The sequence below is a fragment of the Dictyobacter aurantiacus genome (genome assembly GCF_003967515.1).
Classification (GTDB): Bacteria; Chloroflexota; Ktedonobacteria; order Ktedonobacterales; family Ktedonobacteraceae; genus Dictyobacter; species Dictyobacter aurantiacus.
On the sequence record NZ_BIFQ01000001.1, the window covers coordinates 3,394,369 to 3,413,572 of the forward strand.

Annotated in this window: 18 protein-coding genes; 11 read left to right on the forward strand and 7 right to left on the reverse strand. The window is 55.0% G+C overall.

The annotated features are described in order from the left end of the window. The first annotated feature begins 75 nt into the window (after positions 1-75). From KTT_RS13690 to KTT_RS13725, 8 genes are all read left to right on the forward strand, one after another. Positions 76-444 carry an NADH-quinone oxidoreductase subunit A gene (locus tag KTT_RS13690; protein WP_126596498.1) on the forward strand — a complete coding sequence of 123 codons (369 nt, stop codon included), beginning with the start codon at positions 76-78 and terminating at the stop codon, positions 442-444. Further along, a complete protein-coding gene (locus tag KTT_RS13695) occupies positions 435-1,187 on the forward strand; it encodes an NADH-quinone oxidoreductase subunit C (protein WP_126596499.1) in 753 nt (250 codons plus the stop codon). The genes KTT_RS13690 and KTT_RS13695 overlap by 10 nt, the downstream gene beginning before the upstream one ends. Positions 1,188-1,316: 129 nt before the next feature. After that, positions 1,317-1,514 (forward strand): hypothetical protein, encoded by a 198-nt coding sequence (locus tag KTT_RS13700; RefSeq protein WP_126596500.1) that lies wholly within the window; start codon positions 1,317-1,319, stop codon positions 1,512-1,514. An 18-nt stretch (positions 1,515-1,532) separates the two neighbouring features. Beyond that, a complete protein-coding gene (locus tag KTT_RS13705) occupies positions 1,533-2,684 on the forward strand; it encodes an NADH-quinone oxidoreductase subunit D (RefSeq protein WP_126596501.1) in 1,152 nt (383 codons plus the stop codon). Positions 2,685-2,759: 75 nt separating this feature from the next. Further along, complete coding sequence (locus KTT_RS13710; protein ID WP_218030891.1) at positions 2,760-4,169, forward strand: complex I subunit 1/NuoH family protein; 1,410 nt, start codon at positions 2,760-2,762, stop codon at positions 4,167-4,169. A 105-nt stretch (positions 4,170-4,274) separates the two neighbouring features. Beyond that, positions 4,275-4,574: a flavoprotein gene (locus KTT_RS13715; protein WP_160145849.1), complete on the forward strand. Its 300-nt coding sequence runs from the start codon at positions 4,275-4,277 to the stop codon at positions 4,572-4,574. A gap of 510 nt (positions 4,575-5,084) precedes the next feature. Then, positions 5,085-6,830: an ABC transporter ATP-binding protein gene (locus KTT_RS13720; RefSeq protein ID WP_126596503.1), complete on the forward strand. Its 1,746-nt coding sequence runs from the start codon at positions 5,085-5,087 to the stop codon at positions 6,828-6,830. Next, positions 6,827-8,617: an ABC transporter ATP-binding protein gene (locus tag KTT_RS13725; protein WP_126596504.1), complete on the forward strand. Its 1,791-nt coding sequence runs from the start codon at positions 6,827-6,829 to the stop codon at positions 8,615-8,617. The genes KTT_RS13720 and KTT_RS13725 overlap by 4 nt, the downstream gene beginning before the upstream one ends. A 141-nt stretch (positions 8,618-8,758) precedes the next feature. On the opposite strand, the gene KTT_RS13730 is transcribed toward KTT_RS13725, so the two are convergent. From KTT_RS13730 to KTT_RS36740, 4 genes are all read right to left on the reverse strand, one after another. Beyond that, a complete protein-coding gene (locus tag KTT_RS13730) occupies positions 8,759-9,391 on the reverse strand; it encodes a phosphatase PAP2 family protein (RefSeq protein WP_160145850.1) in 633 nt (210 codons plus the stop codon). A gap of 102 nt (positions 9,392-9,493) precedes the next feature. Next, positions 9,494-10,435 (reverse strand): glutamate racemase, encoded by a 942-nt coding sequence (murI, locus tag KTT_RS13735; protein ID WP_126596506.1) that lies wholly within the window; start codon positions 10,433-10,435, stop codon positions 9,494-9,496. Between the two features lie 24 nt (positions 10,436-10,459). After that, complete coding sequence (locus tag KTT_RS13740; protein WP_126596507.1) at positions 10,460-12,130, reverse strand: acyl-CoA mutase large subunit family protein; 1,671 nt, start codon at positions 12,128-12,130, stop codon at positions 10,460-10,462. A gap of 60 nt (positions 12,131-12,190) precedes the next feature. Further along, complete coding sequence (locus KTT_RS36740; protein ID WP_218030892.1) at positions 12,191-12,766, reverse strand: acyl-CoA carboxylase biotin carboxyl carrier protein subunit; 576 nt, start codon at positions 12,764-12,766, stop codon at positions 12,191-12,193. A 329-nt stretch (positions 12,767-13,095) separates the two neighbouring features. Here KTT_RS36740 and KTT_RS13750 point away from each other — a divergent pair, with 329 nt between their 5' ends. The 3 genes from KTT_RS13750 to groL all read left to right on the forward strand — a co-directional run bounded on the left by KTT_RS13750 (position 13,096) and on the right by groL (position 15,431). After that, positions 13,096-13,395, forward strand: coding sequence for a hypothetical protein (locus tag KTT_RS13750; protein WP_126596508.1), 300 nt, complete (start codon positions 13,096-13,098; stop codon positions 13,393-13,395). A 30-nt stretch (positions 13,396-13,425) separates the two neighbouring features. Then, the gene (groES, locus tag KTT_RS13755) at positions 13,426-13,716 is read left to right on the forward strand and encodes a co-chaperone GroES (protein WP_126596509.1); all 291 of its coding nucleotides are present in this window, start codon (positions 13,426-13,428) and stop codon (positions 13,714-13,716) included. A gap of 89 nt (positions 13,717-13,805) precedes the next feature. Beyond that, on the forward strand, positions 13,806-15,431 hold the full coding sequence (gene groL, locus KTT_RS13760; RefSeq protein ID WP_126596510.1) for a chaperonin GroEL: 1,626 nt from the start codon (positions 13,806-13,808) through the stop codon (positions 15,429-15,431). A 235-nt stretch (positions 15,432-15,666) separates the two neighbouring features. Here the strand turns inward: groL and KTT_RS13765 are convergent, their stop codons facing one another. The 3 genes from KTT_RS13765 to KTT_RS13775 all read right to left on the reverse strand — a co-directional run bounded on the left by KTT_RS13765 (position 15,667) and on the right by KTT_RS13775 (position 18,786). Further along, entirely contained in the window at positions 15,667-16,572 is a 906-nt protein-coding gene (locus KTT_RS13765; protein ID WP_126596511.1) for a zinc ribbon domain-containing protein, read from the reverse strand. 18 nt (positions 16,573-16,590) lie between these two features. Further along, a complete protein-coding gene (locus KTT_RS13770; RefSeq protein ID WP_126596512.1) occupies positions 16,591-16,845 on the reverse strand; it encodes a hypothetical protein in 255 nt (84 codons plus the stop codon). A gap of 558 nt (positions 16,846-17,403) precedes the next feature. Next, positions 17,404-18,786: a J domain-containing protein gene (locus tag KTT_RS13775; RefSeq protein WP_126596513.1), complete on the reverse strand. Its 1,383-nt coding sequence runs from the start codon at positions 18,784-18,786 to the stop codon at positions 17,404-17,406. Between the last annotated feature and the right edge of the window lie 418 nt (positions 18,787-19,204).

The window sequence follows — 19,204 nt, forward strand, 5'->3', positions numbered from 1 at the left end:
TGTGCTATAATCTAGACAGCATTTTCTTGACCTCCGCTTCTCATCGGCGGAGGTATTTGTTGGGAGGAAAAGCTCGTGTCAACACTAGCTAGTACTGGATATTTATATGCAGGTATCTTGCTGGCAGCAGGATTTGTGTTTGTGCTTGTGGCGACCACTGCCGCAAACATACTTGCTCCACATAAAGCAACTAAAGAAAAACTGCAAACCTATGAGTCTGGTGAAGCCCCTATCGGCTCCGCATGGGTTCAATATCCACTAGGTTTTTACATTTTTGCCTTATTGTTTGTGGCCTTTGATGTAGATATTGTTTTTATCATTTCCTGGGCTATCATTTTTAAGCAGTTAAGCATTTTTGGTTTCTGTGAAATAGTGTTCTTTATTGTTGTTCTTGCTCTTGGATTAGTATATGCCTGGCGTAAGGGAGTAACTCGATGGATTTAGTACCACGTTCGAATAATATTCCCAGTGCCACAACCGGTTATCGTGATCAAAACGCTGCCCTGGCTCGCGACCTGGCTCCAATCGCTCAGATTACTGGCAAGCCTGTGCAGCCGCAACTGCACAAGGGCGATTACCTGAATCTGCAGATTGAGCGTGAGAACCTGGTGGCGGTCTGCCGCTTTTTGCGCGATCAGCTTGGTTTTGACCTGCTTAGTTGTATCTCGGGTGTCGATATGTTGGATCATTTGGAGACGATCTACCATGTACGCTCGACGGGTCGTGCTCAATTGCTGCAATTGAAGGTACGCATTGACTCTGAAGCGCCCGAGGTTGATAGTGTGGTGTCGGTCTGGCCAACGGCAAACTGGTTGGAGCGCGAGACCTATGATATGTATGGCATCCGTTTCGCTGGCCATCCTGATCTGCGCCGTATGCTGCTTGACGATGACTTTGAGGGACATCCCCTTCTGAAGAGCTTCCACCAGGTGCCTAGAACGGTGAAGCCGCGCGCCACCACCCAGGTCGACCCAAATATGGCTGTTTCCGGTCAGTATCAGCAGCAGAACCTTGAGCGTGTTGTGCAGAAGAAACTGGGCCAGGGTATGGAGGAGCGTCTCCATCCGGGTACCCCAACCTTCGGCCATGCCAACGAAGCTGCTCAGACGGAAGCGAATACGCATACATCAAAACCATCTGGCCAGTCGGCGGGCGAAGCCGGTCAAACGCCTGATAAAAACGCGTAGTGAAGTTGCGACCAGGACGTGTGAGTACATATCATGCCAGAGTCGAAGAAAAAGCAAAGGATCTCTACAGGTGCCCGCAGGAGCGGACTCGCGCCAGCTCAGCCTGGTGCCGTTTCTGCCAAAAGGGTTATGCCGCAGCAGAATGATGGAGCGATAAGATTGGCTATGGGAGCGGTGGTGGCGGTTGGATGCTGGTTTATGGCCTATACCTTTACACTGCTGGAGAGTCCTAATCGCTATCTTTTTGCGGGCATGATGACGCTGATAGCGTTGATGTGGTCGATTAGCTTCTGCGTTCGTTTGCGGAAGTGGCAACGAAGAAGATAAACAAACTAGAGGAAGCTTATGGCTACGAATCAAGATATTGACCTTCAAGACCTGTCTGGCATTTCGGCCGAGGGTACGAAGACACAGGAAATGTTGTTGAACCTGGGTCCGCAGCATCCCAGCACCCACGGTGTGTTGCGTCTGATTATGACCCTGGAAGGTGAAACAATCACGGGTTGCACCCCTGTCATCGGCTACTTGCACCGCGGGCTAGAGAAGATCCTGGAGAACCGCACCATTATGGCCGGTATCCGTTATATGGATAACGCGGACTATCTGTCTCCTATGTTGAATGAGACGGCCTACGTTGGCGCGGTTGAGCAGTTGATGGGCATTGAGCCCCCGCGGCGTGCGCAGTATATTCGCTTGCTCACCAACGAGATGCAGCGTATCGCGAGCCACCTGGTTGGCATCGGCACCTATGGTCTGGATCTGGGTGCGACAACCCCTGTCCTGTGGGCTTTCCGCGATCGCGAAGGGATCCTGACCCTGTTTGAGGCCCTGTCGGGTAGCCGTTTTAATGTGAACTATATGCGCGTTGGCGGCGTGCTGCATGATTTCCCTAAGGGCTGGCTGGATGAGTGTTCCGCCTTCCTCGATCGCCTGGAAGAGAACATGAAGGAGATGGATGCTCTGCTCAGTGGTAACGAAATCTTTATGTCTCGTACACAGGGCGTTGGCTATATCGATCCTCAGCAGGCTCTGTCCTATGGTTTGACCGGGCCGATGCTGCGTGCCAGTGGCGTGAACTGGGATCTGCGCGTGAACCGTCCCTATATGGCTTATCGCGAAGTTCCTGTCAATCCTGTTGTACGCCAGGAGGGTGACTGTTTCGCGCGCTACTATGTGCGCCTGCAAGAAATTACCGAGAGCATTCGCCTCTGCCGGGTGGCGATCGATAAGATGCCTGGCGGGGCCATCAGTACCCGTACGCCGATCGCGTTCCGTCCTCCTCGTGGTGAGACCTACTTCGCGATTGAGAGCAGTAAAGGTGAACTGGGTGTCTACCTGATCAGTGACGGCAGCGAATATCCATGGCGCGCCAAACTGCGTGGACCCTCCTTCGTCAATCTGCAGATTGTTCCTGAGTTGATGCGCGGTCACAAGATGAGTGACGCGATCGCAATTCTGGGTAGTACCGATATCGTACTCGGCGAGGTTGACCGGTAAAAGTTGTTTGTGAAGGGGGCGTGGGATTGAGATGTATTTTCTCCCGCGCGCCACTTTACCTCTGGAGTTATTCATATGTTTGCAATGATTGTCGCCGATAGCAATCCATGGTGGCTGTTTTTATCACAGCTGTGGAGCGGGATCATTTCCTGGAGCTTCCTGCAGTTTGTGGTCGCCTTCCTGACTGTTTTCGGTTTTGTGCTGACCAGCGCCACGATCCTGGTTCTCGCCGAGCGTAAAATATTGGCCTGGATGCAGGACCGTGAAGGACCCCTCCACACTGGTCCCTGGGGTCTGTTGCAGTCGGTGGCGGACGTCGGTAAGCTGTTGTTGAAAGAGGACATCCACGTCTCTGGCTCCGACAAATTGATGTTCTTACTGTCACCTTCTGTCTTTATGGCTCCTGTGATCGCGTCGTTCGCGGTGCTGCCATTTTCTCCCTACCTTCAGTTACCAGGCGGCGCTCTGACGACCGGCCTGGTCTTCCTGGTGGCGATGAGCTCGATTGACGTTATCGGCGTGATTATGGCCGGTTGGGGCTCGAACAATAAGTATTCGTTGATCGGTGGTCTGCGTTCGGCTGCTCAGATGATCTCTTATGAACTGCCCCTGGTGCTGGCCTTCGTCGGCGTGATTATGCTGACCAGTGTCCTGTCGGGCCAGCCTGGCTACCCAACTACTGGTACGATCACCCCTTACGAGATCATGCAATTCCAGAACCTGGCCTGGCATAACACTGGCATCCCGGTCCTGGATTTCATCTTCCAGGGCTTTACCCCCTGGTCCTGGTTCTTCCTCTTCCAGCCATTGATGTTGATCATCTACTATACCTGTGGCCTGGCCGAGACGAACCGCGCCCCCTTCGACCTGCCCGAGGCTGAGTCCGAACTGGTCGCCGGTTATATGACCGAGTATAGCGGCATGCGCTGGGCGATGTTTTTCCTGGGTGAGTATGGTAACATGACCATCGCTTCGGCCGTGGCCTCCTACCTCTTCCTGGGCGGCTTCTCCGGTCCTGGTGTGGGCTTCTTGACGGCGCAGGGTTCACTGCTGTGGGGCTTCGTTGGCAATATCCTGGCTCTGGGATACTTTATCCTCAAGATTTACGCCCTGTGTGGTGTCTTTATCTGGATCCGTGCTACGCTGCCACGTCTGCGTGCTGACCAGTTGATGCAGTTCGCCTGGCTGATCTTGATGCCGATAACACTGGCCAACATCCTGGTTACTGGTCTGCTCTACTTTGTCACTGTCGGTGTCGGCCTGCCAATCTGGGTTTTCCTGACCGTGCTGGCGGCTGTGGGCTGGGCGAGCGTCTTCGGCTTCATCTGGCTGGTTGGCCGCGTCACTACGGCGACGACCCGTCGCGCCCAGGCTCCGGCTATTCGCGCTCAATTGCGCGCCAGGACCGCGACGACGCCTACTCCGGCGTTGCGCGATGGCGTGCCGGCCCGCGTCGCCCTGCCTGCTGGCAGTCGCGAGTCTTAGTGCGGTAACGGTCCGCGTTCGATAGCATACTAATGGGGGCAGGTGGCCCAGTCATGACTGGCTCACCTGCCCCCGTTGTTTTATGAATAGAGGAGGATTGCGATCGTGAGGACGCTGGCGCTGGTGGTCTGCGCGGCCCTGCCGGCCAGGCAGGTGCAGGATCTTGTCGGACTGGCGCAACAGAATGGATGGGATGTGTGGGTGATCGCTACCCCTAATGCCTGCGCCTTTATCGATCAGCCGTTGCTCACAGCCATCACAGGGCGTCCCATTGTCGTTGATGCTAGCGAGACACCCCTTCCCCATTTCAGCGCCTCTGTAGTGGCTCCTGCCACGTTTAATACTCTGCGCAAGTGGTCTCAGGGTATAGCTGATACATATGCGCTCACTTTGTTGTTGGATTGAACACGGCGGGGCGCGCCTCCAATCCTGGCCTTTCCACGGGCCAGCGCTGAACTGGCGCAGGATCCTGAGTTCGCTCCCAGCCTGGATCGCCTGCGCCAGCAGGGCGTGAGCGTATATTATCGTCCCGACCTCTATCCCCCCAACAACAATCTCTCCTGGTCGCGCATTTTAGAGCTACTCCAGGCTCTGCCGCATGCCAATAATGGGCAATCTTCTTGATCTGCCGAAAATACCTCCCGCTTTTCCCAAAATAACCTTTACAAATCTATTGCTGATCGTGTACTCTTGAATTGATGTTATTGACATGAGAAAGGTTCGATCGATGGCTCTGCTTGGTTGTTAGCCGCACACCTGTTTTTCCTCAATCTATCTTTTTAACCACTGACTGCCAATCTTCGATTGACAGCGCTTGCTGTCGTGTATGGCCGCGTGCCACATCCCTGAATTGCTAGCTAACGAAGCGTAACGACTACTGCTGTGTGTGAGCCACACATAGAATGGGATACTTCTATGCCTGTTTCTCTGGATACTTATCGGCATTTATTGCTGACTTATCTGAAACCACAATGGCCCCGCGTCGTGTTGTTGATCCTGCTGCTGGCGGGCACCATTGGCATCTCTCTAATCAATCCGCTGATCTTGCGGGCTTTTGTTGATGGTGCCAGTTCACAGCGCGCGCTTGCGGATTTAATAACGATCGCTATCTTTTTTCTTGTTTTGTCCATCGTGCGCCAGATCATCGCCATTGCTGAGGCATACGTGGCGACTGACGTCGCCTTGCTGGCCACCAATGCGCTGCGGGCGGACTTGATGCTGCATTGCTTACAATTGGACTCTACCTTTCATACCATCCACGCGCCTGGCGAATTGATCGAGCGAGTTGATGGCGATGTGACCTCCCTGAGCAATTTCTTCTCGCGTATGGTGATCGCACTCTTCGGCAATCTTCTCTTATTGTTGGGTGTGCTCATCCTGTTATTCCTGGTGGATTGGCGCGTGGGCCTGACCCTGACCATCTTCGCGCTGATTGCTCTGGTGATGATTAATCGTCTGCACGGCCTGGCGACTCCCCATTGGGAGGCGGAGCGGCAGGCCAGTGCCGAGCTGTTTGGCTTTCTGGAGGAGCGTCTGAACGGCACTGAAGATGTGCGTTCCAGCGGGGCGACACTGTATATGTTGCAGGGCTTATCGCGCTATGCGCGCCAGCATCTGTGTAAGTTGCGCATGGCGATCATGATCAACTTTCCAACCTGGGGGACTGTTACATTTGTGAATGCGCTGGGGCGAGTACTTGCTCTGTTGCTGGGAGCCTACCTGTACTGGTACGCGGGCATGAGCGCTGGCACTGCTCTATTGATCTTCATTTATGCCAATACGATGACCACTCCGATCGAGCAGATCGTTGACCAACTGCGCGAACTGCAGCAGTCGGCAGGCAGCATTCAGCGTGTCGCCACGCTGCTTGAGGAGCCACAAACAATCGCGGATGGCCCACGGACCGATCTACCCTCCTCGGCACTGGCTGTGGCCTGTGAGGATGTCTCATTTAGCTATACAGAAGGTGTGCCTGTTCTGCGCCACATTCAGTTGCAATTGGAGCCCGGGAGCGTGCTGGGACTGCTGGGACGCACTGGTAGCGGCAAGAGCACACTGACTAAACTGCTGGCGCGCCTGTATGATCCGGTTTCCGGCTCTATCTGCCTCAATGGTATCGATATTCGTAGTTTGAGTCTGGATACGCTGCATGAGCGCGTTGGGATCGTGACCCAGGAGGTCCATATCCTGCATGCCAGCGTGCGCGATAACCTGACCCTGTTTGATAGCACTATCAAGGATACCCAGGTACTGGCCGCGCTGCAGACGCTGGGCTTGCAGCATTGGTATCAATCTCTGGAGGATGGACTGGATACGGTGCTGGCTCCAGGCGGTAGTGGTCTCTCGGCGGGAGAGGCGCAGCTGCTGGCCTTCGCGCGCGTCTTCTTGCGCGATCCAGGATTGGTGATTCTCGATGAGGCGTCTTCGCGCCTGGATCCTGCTACTGAACGCCTGCTGGAGCAGGCTATCGATACGTTGCTGAAGGGGCGCACCGGCATCATCATCGCGCACCGGTTATCAACGGTGCAACGGGCCGATCATATCATGATCCTGGAGCAGGGCGAGTGCCGCGAGTATGGCGTGCGGCAGGACCTGGCTTGCGATCCCGAGTCCCACTTCGCGCAGCTCTTGCGCATTGGTCTGGAGGAGGCGTTAGCATGAAGCGTAAATCCTGGTATGTCTGGCGCATGGCTAATTATCGGCCATGGCTCTATCTGCTTAGTGGTATCTTCAATGGTATCCTATTCTACCTCTTCCCCTTGATTCCTGGCCTGATCGCGCAATACATTCTGGATGGACTGTCACGCCATTCCCTCACGCCGTCTCTTCTCTGGTGGATGGTGGCGCTAATGGTTGGAGTTGCGCTCGGGCGCTTGAGCTGTACCTTTGTGGCGGTCATCGCTGAAACCACCATGGGCGAGACGCTGCAATCCCTGCTCAGGCATAATCTCTTTGCCAGTATCCTGCAGCGCCCCGGCGCGCGTGCGCTGCCGTCCTCAACCGGCGAGGCGATTAGTCGCCTGCGCAACGACACCATGGAAGTAGGGGCTTTTGTATGCTGGCTCTTTGATCCCCTGGGCCAGGTCATCGTAATGGTGATCGCGCTGGTTATCCTTCTGCGCGTCTCGGTACTGGTAACGCTGGCGGTCTTTGTGCCCCTGGTGGCCGTGCTGCTGATCGCCAACAGCTTTCGCCGCCACATTCAGCGTTATCGCAAGGCTACTCAGGAATCTATCGGCGATGTAACCGGTTTGTTGGGCGACGTCTTTGGGGCGGTTCAGATGCTCAAGGTGTTGGGGAGGGAGAAGCAGGTCGTGGCCCACTTCCGTCAACTGGGAGAGCAACGTCGCCGGGCTACCTTGAAGGATACGCTGCTCAGCCAGTTGATCGATGCGCTATCGAGCAACGCCGCTGATATCGGTACCGGCCTGATCCTGCTGGTCGCCGCCCAGGCTCTGCGCAACAACACACTGACGACAGGTGACCTGGCCCTGTTTATCTCCTACCTGGGCTGGCTAACCCAGGTGATTCGCATGTCGGGCAACTTTATCACTCGCTATAGCCAGGCAGGAGTATCGCTGGATCGCCTGCTGCCATTGTTGCAGGGAGATCCCGAAGAGAAATTGGTGGAGCATCAGCAGCTCTACCTGTCGCATGAGCCACCAGCTCTCCCATATACTCCCAAAGGGCTACAACATCGCTTTGAGGAACTGGAAGTTCAAGGGTTGACCTATACCTATCCTGGAAGTGATCGGGGCATAAAAGATATTCACCTGCATCTGAAGAGGGGATCGTTTACCGTTATCACTGGGCGCATCGGTGCGGGCAAGACCACACTCCTGCGTACCCTGCTGGGTCTGCTGCCGCTTGAGCATGGAGAACTGCTCTGGAATGGTCAATCGGTCAAAGATCCCGGCGCGTTCTTTGTGCCGCCACGTTGCGGCTATACGCCACAGGTGCCGCGCCTGTTCAGCCAGTCCCTCAAAGAGAATATCCTACTCGGTCTGCCTGAGAAGGCTGTCGATGTACCCGCTGCCCTACGCTCCGCCGTGCTTGACGGCGATATCGCCAGCCTGGAGCAGCGGCTGGACACCCTGGTTGGCCCGCGCGGGGTCAAGCTCTCTGGTGGACAGGTACAGCGCGTGGCGGCCGCGCGCATGTTTGTGCGTTCAGCTGATTTCCTGGTTGTCGACGATCTCTCCAGTGCCCTGGACGTCGAGACCGAGCAACTCCTCTGGTCGCGCTTCCAGCCCCACCTGACGCGCCTGGCCGTATCGCATCGCCACGCCACCCTGCGCGAGGCCGACCACATCATCGTCCTCAAAGACGGCCGCATCGAAGCCGAAGGCAACCTTGACCACCTGCTCACCAGCAGCGAAGAGATGCGCCGCCTCTGGCACGGCGACCCCACCCTCATCGGCGCCACAGAGGGAGGCCAAATTGATTGATCCCATTTTCCAAAGACCAGCCCCATTTTCCAAAGACCAGCCCGTTTTAGAAAGGTGGGTGTTTGCACCCACCTTTCTAAAACGGGCTTTTCACAATAAAAAATGGTGGGCGCGCCAGCGCCCACCATTTTTTATTGTTTTCTAAAACCCTTGGGTTTTGAGCAGGAGCCAGGAGAGGCCGACTCCGACCAGTGAGCCAGCGATCACCTGGGCCAGCGTATGGCGGCGCAGCATCACACGCGACCAGCTGACCAGAATCACCAGCAGGAAGGCCGGCAAGATCATACGTCCATAGACCATGCTCAAAGCGGTGACCGCGGCCGAAAGCGCCGAGGCATGCATACTTATCTTCCACCAGAAGGTAATCAGCATCATAATCACACCACTGATCGAGACCAGCAGCAGGACCGATTCCAGATTCTTTTGTCCATTGGTCAGATGCAGTATGAGAAAGCCAAGCAGGCTTGATGCAATGCCGAACAGAAAAGGACCGACGCGCTGCGAGCGCACGCTCACATCCACATCGGTAAATTTACCAGTCAGTACGCCAAAGGTGATATAGGCCATCGGGCCGACGCAGAGAAAGAAAATAGTAATAATTGCAGAAAGCAGTGGATTGCGATCATTGGCTGAATAGGCCATTAGTAAAATAAAAGGCAAGGCTACCACGGCGGGCGATAGGATCGTTGACACCAGGCGCGCGCTTTGTATGCGTAGCGTTCTGGTCTCTGTCACGCTATTATCGCCTTCTTGAATAGCCATATTCTCAAGCATTATGAGTTTCTCCTTACGTTCCTTGCTAGGCATCAATCACTCGCTATATATAAACGTGCCAGCAGCCATAAAATCTACCCTGCTTCTCAGCACCATTACCATTTACTGATCGGCTAGCTCAAAGGTCGACCGCCTGGCCTGAACGGGATAGCCCAATACTGTACTGGCGACCCGGCTGAACTCCTCGGCATCACCGCTGCACCAGATAGAGGTACTTCCCTCCAGTCCATTCAGAGGACGGGCCAGTCCATCTGTATCCAGAATGGCATGTGCGCGGCGAGCGATGGCTGATCCGCTATCGATGATCTGAACCTGTTTTCCCATGACCTGCGCGATAGCCGGTCGCAGGGCCGGAAAATGGGTACAGCCGAGCACCAGCACATCGATCTCTTTATCTATCAATGGCTGTAAGGCGTCGCGTAGCACGCTCTCCACATGAGGGCCACCCAACTCACCCTGCTCGACCAGCGTCACCAGCTGGGGACAGCCGACGGCGTAGACCTGGATATCGGATGCGAAGTCATCGATCAGGTGGCGCAGGTAGGACGCTTTGACGGCCTGGTTGGTGGCGGCGATGCCAATGCGTCCCCGGCGGGTTAGTCGTGCAGCTGGTTTGACCGCGGGCACAACGCCAATAAAAGGGATCGAAAAGGTGGAGCGTAGTACACTTAATGACGCCTGCGAGGCGGTGTTGCAGGCTACAACGATCAACTTTACCCCCTGGTCGATCAAGTAGCGGCTGTTCCGTAGAGAGAGCTCTATAATCTCTTCTTCGCTGCGTGTGCCGTAGGGGCAATTGGCGGTATCCCCCAGGTAGATGAAATGCTCATTGGGAAGTTCTTGTTGCAGGGCGGTCAGGATTGTCAGACCTCCGGCACCTGAATCAAACACCCCGATTGGTGCGCGTGCCCGGTGTTGTCTTTGCCGAGAGCCCTGTGGAGCGCCGCGAACATGGTCGTAGATGCTATGCTCACTGCGCTCGGCATCGCGTGCGGGCAACACCCCGTGTTGCTCCGCACTATTGTCTAAACTCCTGATATCCATAATCCTTATTACATTCTACAACTACTACTCTGTCAGACTACGAAACTCGTGTTGTTCACCAAAGACGTGTCGCATTGTATCACTGATCTCTCCCAGTGTCGTGTAGGCCTCGACCGCTGAGATGATCGCGGGCATCAAGTTATCGCTCCCCTCGGCCGCCTGCTGGAGTTGTTGCAGCTTCTGTTTGACGAGATCGTTGTCACGCTTCTGGCGCAGCTCTGCCAGCTTGCGGGCTTGACGCGCACCGATCTGAGGATCAACCTTGTGACCGACGAAATGCTCCGTCTCGGCCTGCTTGAAGCGGTTGACACCTACCACGATCGCCTGCTCTTTCTCTAATTCGAGCTGATAGCGATAGGCCGCCTCCTCGATCTGGGACTGCATATAGCCGGTTTCGATGGCGCGCACGCTACCACCGATCTCATCGATCTGCTGGATATAGGCCAGGGCCTGCTTTTCCAGCGCGTCGGTGAGGGTCTCGACGTAGTACGAGCCAGCCAGTGGATCGACCACGTCGGCGACGCCGGTCTCATAGCCGAGGATCTGCTGTGTGCGCAGGGCCAGACGCGCCGTCTCTTCCGTGGGCAGCGAGAGCGCCTCGTCTTTGGCGTTGGTGTGCAGGGACTGCGTGCCGCCGAGTACCGCGGCCAGAGCCTGGTAAGCGGTGCGCACGATGTTGTTGTCGGGCTGCTGGGCTGTCAGGGTCGAACCGGCGGTCTGAGTGTGGAAGCGCAGCATCATCGAGCGCGGATCTTTGGCGTGGAAGCGTTCGCGCATGATATGAGCCCACATGCGTCGGGCGGCCCTGAACTTGGCGACCTCTTCAAACAGGTTGTTATGGCTATTGAAGAAGAAAGAGAGCTGGCCGGCGAATGTATCCACGTCCAGACCGGCATCCAGCGCGGCCTGCACATAGGCGATGGCGTTCGACAGCGTAAAGGCGATCTCCTGCGCGGCCGTCGAGCCCGCCTCACGCATATGATAGCCACTGATACTGATCGTATTCCACTGCGGCAATTCGGCGGCGCAGTAGCTGAAAATATCGGTAATGATGCGCATCGAGTGGCGTGGTGGATAGATATAGGTGCCGCGCGCGGTATATTCTTTTAATAGATCATTCTGGATCGTGCCGGAGAGCTTGCGCGGATCGGCCCCTTGCTTTTTCGCCACCGCGACATAGAGGGCCAGCAGAATGCTGGCGGTGGCATTGATGGTCATTGATGTGCTGATACGTTCGAGCGGCAGGTCCCGCAGCAGTATCTCCATATCTTCCAGGCTGGAGATCGATACCCCTACCTTACCTACTTCTCCTTCAGAAAAAGGATGATCGGCGTCATAGCCCATCTGGGTGGGAAGATCAAAGGCCACTGATAGGCCGGTGGTTCCCTGAGAGAGCAGATAGTGGTAGCGCCGGTTCGATTCTTCCGCACTGGCAAATCCGGCGTACTGACGCATTGTCCACAGCCTGGAGCGATACATTCCGGGACGTACACCACGGGTGAAGGGAAACTCGCCGGGATAGCCAAGCTGGGTCTGTTCATCCCAGTTGACGAGATCTTCCGCGCTGGATAGATCGGGGACCTCAATGTCCGAGCTGGTCACAAATTTCTCTTTGCGCGCCGCTGCTCTGGCGCTGACCTTGCGTGCTGTTGTGTCGCGCCACTCTGCGGCACTCTTACTTACATGTATATCCATGGACCCACGTGCTCCTCTTAATGAAAGCCAGAAAGATTATAGCATAAGACCAGAATCTGTCTAACGCGGCTGCTCACCCTCGATAATGACCAGTAACTGACCCTGATCGACCGTCTGTCCTTTCTGGACCTTGAGCTCCTTGACGGTACCGGCGATTGGCGATGGTAGATCGTTTTCCATCTTCATTGCCTCCAGCACCACCACCGTTTGTCCCGCGCTCACCGTGTCCCCGGGCTGCGCCAACGTGTTCACGACCAGGCCAGGCATGGGAGCCTTGATTCTGGCGGCGCTACTCGCCGCGTTTGAGCGCGCGATGCCTGTCAGTGTGCGCGTGCGTTCATCTTCGACGGTCACCAGAAAGTACTGTCCGGCTAACTGAATCTCGTAGGTCTGGCGATTCCCGTCTTCATCATCTTGCGCAACGCGGCGGACAAACACTTCATAGGATTTGCCAGCGATCAGCAGACTGTAGTAACCACCTTCGGGCTGTTTCCCTTTGTCATCGGCGGCCAGGGCTGCGATGCGTTGCCAGTCGAGAGCATGCGTTACCCCATCCAGCGTCACCGCTGTCTGGACATCTTGCGTGCGGGTAGTGATTGTATAGTTTTGATTGTTTATGCTTGCGATGTATGGCATGACGTTTTTACCTTCTACTTTGAAAGTTATCTCTTGATAAGATGTACACGAGGCTATTGTACCATGTCTGCTGTGAGGAGGCGAGACAGAGATATTTCGGGAGGGCGAGGAAGAATTCTAACATTTCTCTAACACTTCTCCTATGTGGTTCTAACATTCACTGTGGCATACTCTTGCTAGAGAAAAGAATAACTCAACATCTGAGATAGCAAGGCATTGCAGACGCGAGGCGTTGCATGATGTAGGAGACGCCTGGCATTGATCTCTGGCAGAGATCTGTACCCCCTTCAGGTGGGTTTTGTCGGCATCTACATCAAAGGGCTACCACGATGCGAGAAGAGGATTTCACGAATCCCTATAATAAAAACAGTGAGCAAAACAATGAGCACGGGCAGTGCGAATCTGCCTCATCGGTTTCGGTGTATGCACGGAAGCCGTTCCGTTGTGCGAACTGCGATATTGAGATTCTCTGGCCCCCGACGGTGCGACAAGGTCAAACCTATTGTTGTAGCGGTTGCGCGGCCGGTGGACCATGCTGCTGCGACTACTCGCTGTATCGCTCTATTAATATCTCGGGTGTCATCCATTATGAGCCAGACGAAGAGGCACTGCATAAGTCTTCTGACTAAAAGCTTCATTGATGAAAGGAAGTGTAAACCGTGGCTAAAATTCGTCCTATTGGAGATCGCGTGGTTGTAAAGCCCGCGGCAAAAGAAGAAGTAACCAAAAGCGGTATCGTTATCCCTGATACAGCTAAAGAGAAGCCCCAGGAAGGGGTTGTCATCGCGGTTGGCAATGGCCGCCTGCTGGATAACGGTGATCGCGCAGTTATAGATGTTCATGAGGGTGACCGTGTGCTGTTCGCGAAATACGGTGGCACCGAGTTTAAAGTGGACGGTGAAGAGTACCTGGTTCTCAAAGAGAACGATATTCTTGCAATTGTTGGCTAGTCATTCCCGGCATCGGGCTAGGCATGACAAACTATAGGTTACCATGTCGCCTGGATGTATGAGGATAAAGTAGGAGAAGGAATTCACTCATGGCAAAGCAGCTTGTATTTGATGAAGAGGCTCGCCGGTCTCTTAAAAAGGGTATTGATATTCTGGCTGGTGCCGTAAAGACGACCCTCGGTCCTAAGGGCCGCAACGTTGCTCTGGATAAGAAATTTGGTGCTCCCAACGTCACCCATGATGGTGTGACCGTTGCTAAAGAGATTCAGCTGGAAGATCCATTTGAGAACATGGGCGCCCAGCTGCTGAAAGAGGCCGCGACCCGCACGAACGACGTCGCCGGTGACGGCACGACGACCGCGACCGTTCTGGCCCAGTCCATCGTCAACGAGGGCTTGAAGAACCTGGCCGCCGGCGCCAATCCCATGCAGTTGAAGTTGGGTATCGACAAAGGCACCGAGGCTGTTGTTTCTTACATCCGCCAGCTGGCCGTACCGGTCGAGGGCAAGAAAGAGATTGCTCAGATCGCCTCTATTTCGGCCGCTGACGAGCAGATCGGTGAGCTGATCGCTGACGTAATGGAAAAAGTCGGTAAAGACGGCGTCATCACCGTCGAGGAGTCCCGTGGCATCAACTTCGAGACCGAGTATGTCGAAGGTATGCAGATCGACAAAGGTTACATCTCACCTTACTTCGTGACCAACGCGGAGAAGATGGAAGCCACCCTGGAGAATCCCTACATCCTGATCACCGACAAGAAAATCAGCGCCATCCAGGATATCCTGCCGGTTATCGAGAAGATTGTCCAGCAGGGTCGCCGCGAAGTGGTGATCATCTCTGAGGACATCGATGGTGAGGCTCTGGCCACCCTGGTGGTCAACAAACTGCGCGGTATCCTGAACGTCCTGGCCGTTAAGGCTCCTGGCTTTGGCGATCGCCGCAAAGAGATGCTGCTTGATATTGCTGTACTGACCGGTGGTCAGGTGATCAGCGAAGAGATGGGACGCCGCCTCGACAGCGCCACTCTTGAGGATCTTGGTAGCGCCCGCATGGTTACTTCCCACAAGGAAGACACCACCATCATCGAGGGCCGTGGCACCGCTGAAGAGATTCAGGCTCGCATCCGCCAGATTAAGGCTCAGATCGATGAGACCACCAGCGATTACGACCGTGAGAAGCTGCAGGAGCGCCTGGCCAAGCTGTCCGGTGGTGTTGCGGTAATCAAAGTTGGTGCTGGTACCGAGGTTGAGCTGAAGTATCGCCAGACCCGTGTTGAGGACGCGCTGTCCGCGACCCGCGCCGGTGTTGAAGAGGGCATGGTCCCCGGCGGTGGCGTTGCTCTGCTGACCGCCGTTGAGGCACTGGACAACCTGAAGCTGGAGGGCGATGCCGCGACCGGTGTCAGCATCCTGCGCCGCTCGCTCGAGGAGCCCATTCGTCAGCTGGCCGCTAACGGTGGCCGTGACGGCTCGGTTGTCGTCGAAGGTATCCGCCGCGCCCAGCGAGAGCAGAACAACAAGCACATTGGCTACAACGTGCTGACCGACACCTATGGCGACATGTTCGACTATGGTATTGCTGATCCTGCCAAAGTGACCCGTTCGGCTCTGCAGAATGCCGCCAGCATCGCTGCCATGATCCTGACCACCGAGGCACTGATCACCGACCTCCCCGAGAAAAATCAGCCAGCTGCTCCAGCAGTTCCTGAATACTAATTCTAAACAACACACAAAAGAAGCGATGCCGCTGGAAATTTCCAGCGGCATCGCTTCTTTTGTGCGCAAAACCTATGCTACGCGCATCTATGTGTGCGCAAAACCCATGCTACGATGGTGCATCGGGGGCGCATCCGCGCCCCCGATGCACCATCTAAAAAACAGTGCGGCCGCGTATGCGGACGCCCGTGCGGAGGCGCTCATGCTCCTCCGCAAGAGGAAACCTGGCGCATCATCAGGAAAGAAACTTTGCTGAGCTTAGCATAGGATTCAGATATTTTTGCAGCGCCTCCTGATAGATATTATCGGGCACCAAAAAATAGATCACATAATAGGTCTTGCTATGTTTATCGGCAATAGTGGTAAAGTGGATCTTTGTATTCTGGCTATCCAGCAGGGTGGCATCCTTTTGTGACCACTTGTCGCCCGCGATAGTTGGATTGGCGTTCGCGGCCTGCACCGTCTGAATCTCATGGCTGCCCTGGATCTGCTGCAGACCTTGTACCGTAGAGGCGTTCAAATCATCTACGCTACTGATCGAGTTGTTGATTGCGCTGGACAGGCGATTAATGACAAAAGAGATGCCGATTTGATCCTGTGAATTGATGGTCAGCGAGGTCGCGGCTGTGGATTGCTGGGGCGAGCCAAGGGTCCAATCCGATGGATACTTTACTGACATGTTGATATTGGTATTGGTGGCAGTCTTAAAAGAGGTTGGCGTGGGCAGCGAATTAGCAGGCTTGCTACTTGTCTGTGGCGTTGCCGCTGCCGACTGGCTGTTGCTTTTGCTTGCCGGTTTAGCGGCAAGGCCGGTGATCTGTCCGTTGCTATAGAGCGTGGCGGCGGTAATCAAAGCGGCTACCAGAGGAGCTATGACCAGGGCCGCGATTATCCCCAGGATACTACCAGTTCGGCGCCCTGAACGGGCTGGCGCTTTCTTGCCATTTATAGAAGAGGTGGAGGTCTCGTTTTGCATCTCTATGGTGCCCGGCAACTGTTGTGGAATGGTGGCTGGCCACGGCGGGGTACCCGGAGGTAGATACGAGAATCTCGATGTGCGACTCGTATATGTACTGGTTCCGCAGCGTGGACAGAAGGCAGTTGCATCGGGAAGATCGGCTGAGCATTGAGAACATTTCATAAGTCGCGCTCCCTGTATTTAAGGTGTGTGTATCAAATGACAATCAAAACGTACAACTCCACTCTGGCGCTCTGTTACAACTTTTAAAACCTCTAGTGCTATCGGCTCCCCTATCGCGATGGCGATATCTGTTTCATCCAGCACGCGGCACTCAAAATGACGGTCAGGATCTATCTTGTCAGCAATGACGCAATGAACGTAATCATGCTCCTCACCCTGAAAAATGGTATGTAGTCCCGCCTCTTTGCTCAGTAATGTACCTTCCCGAATCACGTCTCATACTCCTGCAAACGAGATAGTTCGTTGCCCGTAGTTAGCAGCACAAAAAATAGAGATATGATTACTAGTATTAGTAACAACCTGCCGATTGTCAACCTCTTTAGCTATAATTATCGAATAGAATGAATAAATTTGCAACTCTTTGCTCTATGCTGAACTTTCGGCATTTATTTTATTTATGTGTGGATCTTGCTCTCGTTACCTTCGGGGTACATGATAGCCCCCACACGCGCGTCCGCTGCGCGGCCGCGCTGGTTTTTTGTGTTGGTGCGGGGGGCACTTCCGCGCCCCCCGCACCAACACAAAACGGACTTGTGAGTACCGTAGGTGCGAAAGCCCAGGCAGGCTGCAGGCGATAATCATGAGCGTAAGCTACATTGTTCTTGTAGGGGCTGGTGCAACGCCATTGGCGGGGCATTCGCCCCCGCCAATGGCGTTGCACCAGCCCCTACAAGAACAATTGAGTACCGCAGGCGTGGAGGGGCCGCATGCGCGATAAGCCAGGATAAGCGTGGCACCTCTTATTTTATTGTATCGGCACGTTGCCGGTATTTATTGCCAGAGCTGAATCGTGCCATCGGTGAGCGCGGCGATAAGCTGATCTTCAACGAAATCCAGGGCACTGATCTGCCAGGGATGATATAGCTTCTGGACGATCTGTCCGGTAGTGATCGACCAGAGATCGATGACACCCTCGTTTATCTCGCTATCTTCGCGTGCGACGGCCAGCCATTGTGCATTGGGAGAGATGGCAAGGCGTGCGCTACTCCCCATGGTTCCACAGGCGAATTCACTATAGGTGCCATTAATGGTATCGCACAACCGCACTTTGGCGCCCTGGTAGACAAAGGCGACCCACGCCGCGTCGGGCGTTGCGACATAGGGAGGTGTGCAATCCTCGCAGCGTCCCATAAGAAGAGACGCTTCTATCTGTGGCGCTTTACTACCCAACTTCCCCTTTGGATGCAGGTTCCAGCGGCGCACAATGACCATCTGTTGGGATTCATTGGGTACCTGGGCGCAGGAGAGTGTAACCAGGGTCCGGGCATCCTGTGAGAGGGCGCGCATGCGAATAGCCCAGAAACTGCGTCTATCGCTGCCCTCTTCGGCGCAGATCAGCGGATCAAACACCGCACTGGTGGGGGACCCCATTTCGTGGCTAAACACGTCGCTACTACGTACACCTAGTGAGCGTGGCGCGCGGGTATCCTCACTGAGATAGGGCAATGCCAGGTGCGCGACCCGCTTGCTCGTGTCCATGACCTGCAGGCAGGCATCCAGCGAATAATGGTTGGAGACGGCCCGATCGGTTAATGGATAGCTCCAGAGGAGGTCACCTTTATAGGCATCCCAGACATGCAGCCCCAGCCGGTTCCAGCCGGCCAGGAGCGTACCCGCCTGCGAGATGCGCAGCGCGCGTAACGCCTCCACGGTAAACGTGGGATCGCTCCTAAATCTGGCGGATGTTACCACGTTATCGCGGGTGATTTCCCATATGGTACCGTCGCCATCGAGCGAGCCCGCGGCCAGCCGCATTCCATGGACGGTTCGCCAGCCGTGAACCGCCGATGTAACACCGTGATTGGTCGTAATCACCGGTCCCGCATGTAGCGGTCCTCGCGTGCTAAATGTATGCAGACCAGAGAACTCAACATCCGCTGGATTATCTGGCATATGTGGACGTGAGCGCGGGCGCGCGATCCTGCTACGCAGGTCGACCACTCCGCCCAGAATGACATCGTACTGCTGACGCTTTTCCGCATCTTCGAGTACCGAATAGGCCCGGTTGATGCGCTTCATCTCCAGCGCGCCCTCGGGCCCGGCCAGATCGGGATGAAAACGGCGCGCCAGCTGTCGATAGGCGCGCTTGATGGTATCGTTGTCCGCATCAACGGGAATGCCTAGAATAGCATAATAGTTTTCTGGTGTATCCATTATCTTATCGTATCATAGCAAGTCTCTGATAGCGTTATTCTGTTAACTTGAACCTATCAGAAACAACAATCATCATAAGTATATGTGATATCCATAATAGATATGGATATTAGCTCGTCGCTTATACCATAGCAGCATATGCGCTATTCTGCATGCCTCATCGCCTGTTGGCTGGCTTGTCGTACGCCCTTATTGTAGCATCGCTGCATTTCTTCTCTTCGATTCTACCATATTCCTGGCTCCGGGCTTGAGGTGCTAAGCAGTCCTTTGTGTGTTGGTGCATGGGCGCGCGAAAGCGCGCCCATGCACCAACACACAAAATCGGGGCGGTCGCGTCAGTGGACGCCCGTGAGGAGAGTCAGCTACTCTCCAAGAGCGTGTCAGACTTTCATCATCATCGCCTATGGACTGCATGCGT

Excerpts from the sequence above, each read along its gene's own strand:
- KTT_RS13730 (WP_160145850.1), bottom strand. The coding sequence starts at position 9,391 with ATGCTTGAGAATATGGCTATTCAAGAAGGCGATAATAGCGTGACAGAG.
- KTT_RS13765 (WP_126596511.1), bottom strand. The coding sequence starts at position 16,572 with ATGAAATGTTCTCAATGCTCAGCCGATCTTCCCGATGCAACTGCCTTC.
- KTT_RS13740 (WP_126596507.1), bottom strand. The coding sequence starts at position 12,130 with ATGGATATACATGTAAGTAAGAGTGCCGCAGAGTGGCGCGACACAACA.
- KTT_RS13775 (WP_126596513.1), bottom strand. The coding sequence starts at position 18,786 with ATGGATACACCAGAAAACTATTATGCTATTCTAGGCATTCCCGTTGAT.
- KTT_RS13695 (WP_126596499.1), top strand. The coding sequence starts at position 435 with ATGGATTTAGTACCACGTTCGAATAATATTCCCAGTGCCACAACCGGT.
- KTT_RS13710 (WP_218030891.1), top strand. The coding sequence starts at position 2,760 with ATGTTTGCAATGATTGTCGCCGATAGCAATCCATGGTGGCTGTTTTTA.
- murI (WP_126596506.1), bottom strand. The coding sequence starts at position 10,435 with ATGGATATCAGGAGTTTAGACAATAGTGCGGAGCAACACGGGGTGTTG.
- KTT_RS13700 (WP_126596500.1), top strand. The coding sequence starts at position 1,317 with ATGCCGCAGCAGAATGATGGAGCGATAAGATTGGCTATGGGAGCGGTG.
- KTT_RS13750 (WP_126596508.1), top strand. The coding sequence starts at position 13,096 with ATGCGAGAAGAGGATTTCACGAATCCCTATAATAAAAACAGTGAGCAA.
- KTT_RS36740 (WP_218030892.1), bottom strand. The coding sequence starts at position 12,766 with ATGCCATACATCGCAAGCATAAACAATCAAAACTATACAATCACTACC.
- KTT_RS13720 (WP_126596503.1), top strand. The coding sequence starts at position 5,085 with ATGCCTGTTTCTCTGGATACTTATCGGCATTTATTGCTGACTTATCTG.
- KTT_RS13725 (WP_126596504.1), top strand. The coding sequence starts at position 6,827 with ATGAAGCGTAAATCCTGGTATGTCTGGCGCATGGCTAATTATCGGCCA.
- KTT_RS13705 (WP_126596501.1), top strand. The coding sequence starts at position 1,533 with ATGGCTACGAATCAAGATATTGACCTTCAAGACCTGTCTGGCATTTCG.
- groL (WP_126596510.1), top strand. The coding sequence starts at position 13,806 with ATGGCAAAGCAGCTTGTATTTGATGAAGAGGCTCGCCGGTCTCTTAAA.